The 8852-nt window shown below is 73.1% G+C and carries 8 protein-coding genes; 2 read left to right on the forward strand and 6 right to left on the reverse strand.

The annotated features are described in order from the left end of the window. On the reverse strand, positions 1 to 1279 hold a 1279-nt coding region (locus VFW24_12585; GenBank protein ID HEX5267600.1), incomplete at its 3' end, for a copper resistance CopC family protein. A gap of 62 nt (positions 1280 to 1341) precedes the next feature. On the opposite strand from VFW24_12585, the gene VFW24_12590 reads away from it, so the two are divergent. Beyond that, a complete protein-coding gene (locus VFW24_12590) occupies positions 1342 to 1668 on the forward strand; it encodes a hypothetical protein (GenBank protein HEX5267601.1) in 327 nt (108 codons plus the stop codon). A 13-nt stretch (positions 1669 to 1681) separates the two neighbouring features. Here the strand turns inward: VFW24_12590 and VFW24_12595 are convergent, their stop codons facing one another. Further along, entirely contained in the window at positions 1682 to 1903 is a 222-nt protein-coding gene (locus VFW24_12595) for a hypothetical protein (protein HEX5267602.1), read from the reverse strand. 21 nt (positions 1904 to 1924) lie between these two features. On the opposite strand from VFW24_12595, the gene VFW24_12600 reads away from it, so the two are divergent. Then, positions 1925 to 2782 (forward strand): LLM class F420-dependent oxidoreductase, encoded by an 858-nt coding sequence (locus VFW24_12600; protein ID HEX5267603.1) that lies wholly within the window; start codon positions 1925 to 1927, stop codon positions 2780 to 2782. A gap of 51 nt (positions 2783 to 2833) precedes the next feature. Here the strand turns inward: VFW24_12600 and VFW24_12605 are convergent, their stop codons facing one another. From VFW24_12605 to hrpA, 4 genes are all read right to left on the reverse strand, one after another. Continuing rightward, positions 2834 to 4021 (reverse strand): cytochrome P450, encoded by a 1188-nt coding sequence (locus VFW24_12605; GenBank protein HEX5267604.1) that lies wholly within the window; start codon positions 4019 to 4021, stop codon positions 2834 to 2836. A gap of 4 nt (positions 4022 to 4025) precedes the next feature. Continuing rightward, entirely contained in the window at positions 4026 to 4961 is a 936-nt protein-coding gene (locus VFW24_12610; GenBank protein HEX5267605.1) for a TIGR03564 family F420-dependent LLM class oxidoreductase, read from the reverse strand. A gap of 74 nt (positions 4962 to 5035) precedes the next feature. Continuing rightward, the gene (locus VFW24_12615) at positions 5036 to 5635 is read right to left on the reverse strand and encodes a nitroreductase family protein (protein HEX5267606.1); all 600 of its coding nucleotides are present in this window, start codon (positions 5633 to 5635) and stop codon (positions 5036 to 5038) included. A gap of 39 nt (positions 5636 to 5674) precedes the next feature. Then, on the reverse strand, positions 5675 to 8852 hold a 3178-nt coding region (gene hrpA, locus VFW24_12620; GenBank protein ID HEX5267607.1), incomplete at its 5' end, for an ATP-dependent RNA helicase HrpA.

The raw sequence follows: 8852 nt of genomic DNA on the forward strand, positions 1-8852 counted from the left end.
CGGCCCCGACGGCGAGCCCGACGGTGAGGGCCCCGGCCAACCCCCCGGACCGGAGGACGGGGCCGGCCAGCGGTGGGGGGCCGAGGACGGCGGCCGCCGGCAGGCCGGGGGCAGGAGGTCCGATCTGGGCCAGGACGGCCCCGGCGGCCACCGCCGCCACCACGGTCACGGCCTCGGCGCGGAAGCGCCGGGCCAGCGCCAGGCCGACCGCCCCGAGCAGGAGCGCGGCCTTGGCCACGATGACCCGTCCGTACGCGCTCGACAGCAGCGCCCCCGGCCCGGGCAGGACCTCGAAGGCCAGGGCCACGCCGGTTCCCGCCACACCGGCCAGGGCCAGCGCGGCCGGCCGGGCCTGGGCGGCCAGCGCCCGGCGCCGACCGGCTGAGGTGTCCCGTGACCGGAGACCGGCCACGACGGCCTGGAGGACGGCTCCCAACCACGCGCTGACGGCCACGACGTGCGCCGCCTCGGTGGCCCAGCCCCACCGCCCGGCCTGGGCGGGCCCGTGTCCGGCGCCGACCCACACGACGAGGGCGGCCACGGTCAGGCCGACCGGGAGCTCGCGGCGCTCGGTCCAGGGCAGCACGGCCAGGGCGGCGCCGAGGGCCGCGGCCGTCGCCAGGGCCAGGTAGGCGAGGCGGGGTGGCGACGTGCCGGCGGTGGCCAGCACCGCCACCGTCTGGAGGGCGGCGCCGGCCAGGCCGACGCCCAGGCCGGGCACCACGAGAGGCGAGCTGCGGGCGCCCCGGCCCGCCGCGGTCAGGCCCCCGAGGGCCGCCGCCGTCCCCCCGACCACCAGCCACGAGGCGGCCGCCTGCAGCGGGTTGGGGAACGGGGTGCCGCTGGTGGGGGCGGGCACCACTCCGGAGAACCGGCCCACCCCGAACGAGAAGGACCCCGACGTCAGGTGGCCGTCGACGGCGGAGACCGCCCGCCACGTGACGGTGTAGACGCCGGAGCCGAGGGCCCCTCTCCGGGCCGAGGGAGATGCCTCCATGGCCGTACCCCCACCCGTCAGGCTGAGCACGAGCCGGCGGGTCGGCCCCCCGGCCTCCTCGAGGTCGATCCCGGAGCCGTGGCTGCTCAGAGCCTCGCTGAAGCGCAGCGAGATCCGGGCCGGCCCCGCAGTCAGCCGGGCGCCGGGCGCCGGGGTGGCGCCCACGAGGAAGGCGTGGGCGCCGGCGGGCCGGGCGCCGAGCAGGAGAACAGCGGCCAGCGCCGCCCCGACGAGGCCGGCGGCCACACCGGCCCGAGCTCGCGGGCGGAGGGCGCGTTGCACCGGCCCATCGTCCCAGGCCCCGCCGCATGGCGGCACGCAGCGGCGCGGATAGCGTCGGCCCGATGGGGGACTCTCTCGCCACGGTCACCGAGGTGCTGCAGTCTCTGGCCGAGAAGGGCTACGACACCGACTTCTTCCTGGCCGGCGACCAGGTGCGCTGCGGTGGGTGCGGCGCCGTCGTCTCCGCCGCAGATCTGACCATCGACGAGGTCTACCGCTTCGAGGGCCAGAGCGACCCCGGAGACGAGATGATCGTCGTGGCCCTGGCGTGCAGGCCGTGCGGGCGCCGGGGCACGCTGGTCAGCGCCTACGGACCCGACAGCTCCCCAGAGGAGGCCGCCATCCTGCGGGCCCTGAGGGACGGCCGACCGGGCGAGCCCGGGGCCTGAGGACGCGCGGGGTTCAGTCCCGGTCGGAGCGACCGGTGACGCGGAACACGAACCGCGCCGCGTAGACCCCGGCCACGATGGCGACGATCGGCATGACGACGTGGCGCAGCAGCGCCAGGGCCACGAACGCCGTCGCGTAGACCGCTCCCGCCACGATGAAGAAGGTGACGACGGTCGGCACGGCCCGGTGGCGGAGGGCGCCGTGCTCCTCGGAGCGCTCGATGCTCACAGGCACCAGTGTGGCAGGGTAACGATCATGGCGCTGCGCGTCGGCATCCAGACCCCGATCCTCGTGCAGACCACGCGCGGCCACGCCGGCTGGGAGGAGGCGGCGGGAACCGACGAGCTGCGCCGTCTGGTCCAGGCCGCCGACCGGCTCGGGTACCACCACCTGACGTGCAGCGAGCACGTGATGGTGCCCGGCTCGGAGGTGGGCCGCCGGGGCTCGGTCTACTGGGACCCCCTGGCCACGCTGGCGTGGATCGCCGCCCTCACAGAGCGGATCAGGCTGGCCACCAACGTCGTGGTGCTCGGCTACCACCACCCGGTGGCGCTGGCGAAGCGCTACGGGACGCTCGACCGGTTGAGCGGCGGGCGGCTCGTCCTCGGCGTGGGGGTGGGGTCGATGGAGGAGGAGTTCTCGCTGCTCGGCGCCCCGTTCGAGGACCGCGGGCCCCGCGCCGACGACGCCATCCGGGCCCTGCGGTCGTGCTGGGCGCGTCCCGAGGTGAGCTACAGCGGGCCCTTCCACCGCTTCGGACCGTTCACCGTCGAGCCGCACGGCGTGCAGGAGCACCTGCCGATCTGGGTCGGGGGCTACACCCGGCGCTCGCTGGCGCGGGCGGTGGAGCTGGCCGACGGGTGGACACCCTTTGCCCTGCGGCTCCCGGCGGTGAAGGAGCTGCTCGCCGCCTTCGACCTTCCGGCGGGCTTCGAGGTGGTGCTGGGACCACCCCGGCCTCTCGACCCGGTGGGGGATCCCGAGGGGGCCCGGCAGCTCCTCGCCGAGATGGAGGAGGCGGGGGCAACCGCAGTGCACGCCGGCTTCGTGCACCACTCGGTCGAGCACTTCCTCGAGCAGCTCGAGGCCCTGGCCCCGCTTGCCGCCGGATGACGGCGGAGGCCCGGTGAGCGCCCGACGCCCCCCGCCGACGGGGTTCGTATGTCAGATCCGGGGGATCAGGCGAGCGGGGATCGGCTGGTGGCCGAGGCTCCCGGGCAGTGGCGGATAGCGCGCCCCTTCCACCGCTTGCAGTCTCTCGACCCGCTCGATCAGGACGCGCACGGCGGTGACGCCTTCGAGCCGGGCCAGTGTCGCCCCCGGGCAGATGTGGGGCCCGGCTCCGAATGCCAGATGCCGACGGGGGTCCTCCCGGTCCAGCCGGAAGGCCTCGGGGTCGTCGTAGACCTCCTCGTCGCGGTTGGCGCAGCCGATGCCCATCGTGACCCATTCCGACCGCTGCACCAGCGCTCCACCGATCTCGACGTCGCGGGTCACGTGGCGGGGTGTGCCCTGTACCGGTGAGTCGTGGCGGAGGGACTCCTCGACCAGGCGGGGCACCAGAGCCGGATCGTCGGACAGGGCCGCGTAGAGGCCTGCGTCCTGCACCAGCCGGTTCATCAGATGGGCCAGGAGCGAACGGGTGGTGTGCACCCCGGCCTGGATCATGAAGTGCAGCTGGGTCGTGATCTCCCGATCGGTCAGCGGTCGCCCCTCGATCTCGGCGTCGAGCATCACCTGGAACAGGTGGTTGGACGGCTCGGCGCGCTTGAGCTCCTCCGCCAGGCGCGCCTCGAAGAAGGGATGGCTGGCGGGCCCCTCGGGCGGAGCATCGGGTGAGCACGGACGGGTCATGATCGTGCCGTCCATCGACCACCGCATGAAGTGGGCCACCGCGTCGGCGCCGAACCCCATTATGTGGGCCATGGCAAAGGCGGGGATGGCCATCGCGTACTCGGCATGGAGATCGACGACCTCTGGCTCCGACAGGCGGTCCACGAGGCGGTGACACTCGGACACGATGGCGGGCTCGACCTGCTTCACGCGGTGGGTCGCGAGGGCGGCGTTGAACAGGCGGCGGATGGCACCGTGGCGGGGCTCGGCGATCTCGCTGAGGTAGTGCTGATCGTCGGGAATGGCGCCGACCCCCGCGGGGATGCCGGTCATCGCTCCGAGATCGGCGCGGAAGACGTCGATGTCCTTCAGCGCCGCCTCGACGTCGGCGTAGCGCCCGAGGTACCACTCTCCAGCGGGCGTGCGGTAGACGCGATGCTCCCGCCGGATCGTCTGCAGCTCGTCGAACGGCACGCCGTCTTCGACGTACCGGGGGTCACCGGGGTCGAAGGAGGCCACTGGCTCACGCTCCGCCCCGGCTGCGGAGCGATGTGAGCACCGCAATGGTGGTCTCGCGCTCCTCGGGCGTGCCGAACACGTCGGCCATCAGCTCGGTCACTCCGATCGCGGCCAGCTCCGTCACCCGGGCGGCCACCGTGCCGGCGTCTCCCACCACGGCCAGGTCGGCCAGGTCCTCCAGCCCCTCGAGAGCGAGCTGTCGCTGGTACGAAGGCATCCGGCCGGCGTTCTCGATACGGGGTCGGATGGTCTCCCGGGCCCGCGCCACGTCGTTCGTGACGCACACGGGCAGCCCGGCGACGACGCGTGGATCCGACCGGCCGGCTCGGGACGCCGCCGCCTGCAGGGCGGGGACGATCCGGGTGGCCAGGGTGCCGGGCCCGGTCATCCAGGTGACGGTCCCGTCGGCCCGGGTGCCGGCCAACTCGAGCATCCGGGGCCCCAGGGCGGCCACCACGACGCCGGGCGCGGGCGTGTCGAGCATGACCGGGGCGCGGGCGGTGAGCTCGGGCCCTTCGTGGTCGCTGCGCCGGTCCGGTCCGAAGAGGGCGGCCAGGACCTCGAGCTCCTCGCGGCACAGCGCCACCACCCGGGCGTACGGGATCCCGTAAAAGCCCTCGGAGACCAGGGGGTGGGTAACCCCGATGCCGAGGGTGAACCGACCCGGTCCGGCCGCCTGGGCCACAGTGAGGGCCTGCTGCGCCAGCGGGACCGGGTGGCGGCCCTGGATCGGAACCACCGCCGTGCCCACGGGGATCCGGGGCACCTCCCGGGCGGCAACGGCGAGCGCCGTGAGGGCGTCCACCGAGAGGGTCTGCGGGAGCCACAGGCCCTCGAATCCCGCTTGGGCCGCCCGCCGGACGACGGCCACGACCTCGTCGACGGAGCGGAGGTCGGACCCCGCCCATGCCGAGATGGTGAGGCCCGGCTTCCCGGTCATGGGCGGACCATAACGGGAGGCCGGAGCCGCTGCCCGACCCAGCGGCTCGGAGACCGGCCTTCCAGGAGTCCCTCCTACCAGTGCTCCCACTTCACAACGTCGCCGGCGGGGCGGCGGCCGGTGGCCAAGGTGGGCACGGACCGCTCACCGGGGGTGGGGTGGCCCACGCCGATGGCGCCGATCGGTCGATATCCCGCCGGTACTCCGAGGGCGTCCATCAGAGCCTCCTGGCCCTGGAAGATGGCGAAGAACAGGGCGCCGAGGCCGAGGTCGACGGCGGTGAGCAGGATCAACATGACGCCGAAGCCGGTGTCGATGTCCCAGTACGGCGCCGGCCAGTACTCCTCCCGGGCCAGGGGGGTGTGAGCCTTGTCCGGCAGGGCGTAGCGGTCGAGATAGGCCTGCTTGTGGGCGAAGGGGAGGATCACGACCGGAGCCCGGGTCAGGGGCACGGACTCGGACTCACCCCTCCACTCCGGCCCGCTCGTCGTCTCCCAGAAGAGACGGCGGAGCGCCGGTTCGGTCAGCACCACGAAGGCGAAGCCCTGGCTGAATCCCCCCGAAGGGGCGCGGGTCGCGTTGGCCACGAGCTGTTCGACGAGCGGACGGGCGACGGGCTCCTCCGAGAAGTCCCGCACCATCCGGCGTCGCAGCACCACGTCCTGAAACTCCATGGCGTCCAAGGTAGCGACGAGGGGTTGACGGCCTCCCGGTCAGACGGGCATCTCGGCCAGCTCGGCCAGGGCCCGCCGGATGCGCTGCTCGCTCACACCCCGGGCGGCTCCGATGGTCTGGGCAAACAGGCTGACCCGCAGCTCCTCCAGCATCCAACGGATCTGGACCGAGAGCTGGCTCCGGGCGAGGACGGGGTGGTCCTCGAGGATCTGGATCCACTCGTCCTCGACCCGATGGACGCGCTCCATCCATGTCTCGTCGCGCCCGGGGTTGGCCTGCGCCTTGTCCAGACGCATCTCGACGGCGGCGAGGTACCGGTGCAGGTCGGCCAACCGGTCCAGGCCGGCGTCGGCCACGAAGCCGGCCCCGGTGAGCCGGTCGACGTGGGCCCGCATGTCCGCCACGGAGCGGGTCAGAGCGGCCGCCCGGACCGTGTCGAGACGGCGGCGCAGGGCGGCGGCGGCGGTCAGCACCTCGCCGACGTCGGCCACGGCGCGCAGCACCCGAGGCGGGAGCGCGGCCCGGAACTGCTCGGCCAGCTCCTCGAAGGCTTCCCGTGACCACACCGGTGCACCCAGCTCCGACATCAGCTGGTCCGCCGTCGCCGACTTGATGTCGTCGAGCAGGTCACCGACGGACGGGTAGGAGGAACCGGAGATCGCCAGCTTGGTCCGGTTGGAGAGGCTGCGCAGGGCCCGGATGACGCCGGGCGTTCCCTCGAGGAGCAGCCGGCGGGTGCCGGCCCACATGGCGAGCCGGGCCGAGCCCGGGTTGGAGAAGACCCTCAGGTCGACGGCGTCGCCGGTGTCGGCCAGCGCCGGGTAGCCGACCACCGTCTGACCGTTCCAGCGGGCCCGCACCTCCGGCTCGATGCCCTCCTCCGGGAAGCCGCTCAAAGCCCGACGTTCCCGGCCCGCGAACACCGACGCCACCTCCCGGCGCGCCCGTCGGGCCAGCTCCGTCCTCAGCTCTCCGAGGTCCTTCGACGCGCCCAGCTCCTCGCCGGCGGTCCCGAGGACCACGAATCCCACCCGGACGTGGGGCGGTAGAGCCTGCAGCTCCCAGTCGCGGCCCCTGACCGGCAACCCGGAGGTCGTCGACAGCCAGTCGGCGAGGACCTCGCGAAGAGGTCCGTCCTCCGGCCCTCGTTCGGCCAGGAACGCCCGGGCGTAGTCGGGTGCCGGGACGAACTGGCGACGCACGGTCTTGGGCAGGGCCCGGATCAGGGCCGTCACGAGCTCGGGGCGCAGGCCAGGGATGTGCCAGTCGAAGCCCTCGTCCCGCACCCGGTCCAGCACCGTCACCGGAATCGCGACCGTCACGCCGTCGCGCGCCGACAGTGGATCGAACTCGTAGCTGAGAGCCAGCGTCAGGTCCCCTTGGACCCACTGCTCCGGATAGGCCGCCGGTTCCACGTCGTGGTCGCCTGCCCGGACGACGGTTTCGAGGCTCAGGTCGAGACGGAGAGGATCTTCCTCCGCCGTCCGGCGCCACCACCGCTCGAAGCTTTCTGCCGACACGACCCGGGAACCGACCCGCTCGTCGAAGAACTCGAACAGCACCTCGTCGGCCACCACGAGGTCGCGGCGGCGGGCCCTCTCCTCGAGGCGCCGCGCCTCGTCCATGACCTCCCGGTTGTGCTCGATGAAACGATGGGTGCGGGTCCACCGGTTCTCGACGAGGGCCTGCTGGATGAACATGTCGCGGGCCGCCTCGGGGTCGACCCGCGAGTAGTTGACCCGACGAGTGGCAATCGGGATCCCGTACAGGCTCACGTGCTCCTCGCACACGGCCGCCGCCCGGCGCTCGTCCCAGGACGGCTCGCCGTAGCTCCGCTTGACGAGATGCGCTCCCAGCTGCTCGATCCACTCGGGTCGGATTCCGGCCACCGTGCGGCCCCACATCCGGTTGGTCTCGACCAGCTCCCCCGCCACGACCCACCGGGTGGTTCGGCGGTGCAGAACCGAACCGGGAGCGATGGCCCAGTGGGAGCTCCGGGCGCCCAGGTAGTCCTGGCGCAGCGAGTCCCACAGCCCGACGTGGGAGAGAAGGCCCGAGAGCACGGACCGGTGCACGATGTCGGGCGGGGCCGGCTCGGGGTTGGGCCGGATGCCCATCTCCCGACTGACCTGGCGGAGCTGGCCGACCACGTCCTGCCACTCCCGCACGCGCTGGTAGTTGAGGAACTCCCGCCGGCACAGGCGGCGGAACTGGCCCGAGCTCAGGGCCTCCTGCGACTCCTGGAGGTGGTTCCACAGCTCGAGATAGCCGAGAAAGTCGGAGCCGGGACGGCGGAAGCGGGCATGGGCCTCGTCGGCGGCCGCCTGCTTGTCGACGGGGCGCTCCCGGGGATCCTGGATGGACAGGGCGGCGGCTATGACGACCACCTCACGCAGGCACCCGGCCGGCTCCGCCTCCATCACCATGCGCCCCAGGCGGGGATCGACGGGCAGACGGGCCAGGCGCCGGCCCAACGGCGTCAGCCGGGGCCCCGGACGTGCGCTCGGGCCGGACTCGATGGCGCCGAGCTCCTCCAACAGGTCCATGCCGTCGCGGATGTTGCGGGCCTCGGGAGGGTCGATGAACGGGAACGAGCCGACGTCCCCGAGGCCGATTGCCGTCATCTGGAGGATCACGGCGGCGAGGTTGGTGCGCAGGATCTCCGGATCGGTAAACTCGGGACGCGCATCGAAGTCCTCCTCCGAGTAGAGACGGATGCAGATACCGGGGCCGATACGGCCGCAGCGACCCGCCCGCTGGTTGGCCGATGCCTGCGACACGGGCTCGATGGGAAGCCGCTGCACCTTGGTGCGCCGGTTGTAACGGGAGATGCGGGCAAAGCCGGGATCGATCACGTAACGGATGCCGGGGACGGTCAGCGACGTCTCTGCCACGTTGGTGGCCAGCACGATCCGCCTGCCACCGTGGGGGCGGAACACGCGGTGTTGCTCGGCGGTCGAGAGCCGGGCGTACAGGGGCAGGATCTCGGTGTCGGGCAGCTCCAGGCGGCGCAGGACCTCGGCCAGGTCTCGGATCTCGCGCTCGCCGCTCAGGAAGACGAGCATGTCCCCCGGGCCCTCCCCGCCGAGCTCCTCGACGGCGTCGGTGATGGCCGTGACCTGGTCGGTCTCCTCGCGACCGTCGTCCTTGGTCCCGAGCGGCCGGTACCGCACCTCCACCGGATAGGTGCGCCCTGACACCTCGATGACCGGGGCG

The organism is Acidimicrobiales bacterium (assembly GCA_036273495.1).
Lineage (GTDB): Bacteria > Actinomycetota > Acidimicrobiia > Acidimicrobiales > JAJPHE01 > DASSEU01.

Coding starts and splice junctions, on each gene's coding strand:
- VFW24_12590 (HEX5267601.1), top strand. CDS start 1,342: ATGGGGGACTCTCTCGCCACGGTCACCGAGGTGCTGCAGTCTCTGGCC.
- VFW24_12600 (HEX5267603.1), top strand. CDS start 1,925: ATGGCGCTGCGCGTCGGCATCCAGACCCCGATCCTCGTGCAGACCACG.
- VFW24_12610 (HEX5267605.1), bottom strand. CDS start 4,961: ATGACCGGGAAGCCGGGCCTCACCATCTCGGCATGGGCGGGGTCCGAC.
- VFW24_12615 (HEX5267606.1), bottom strand. CDS start 5,635: ATGGAGTTTCAGGACGTGGTGCTGCGACGCCGGATGGTGCGGGACTTC.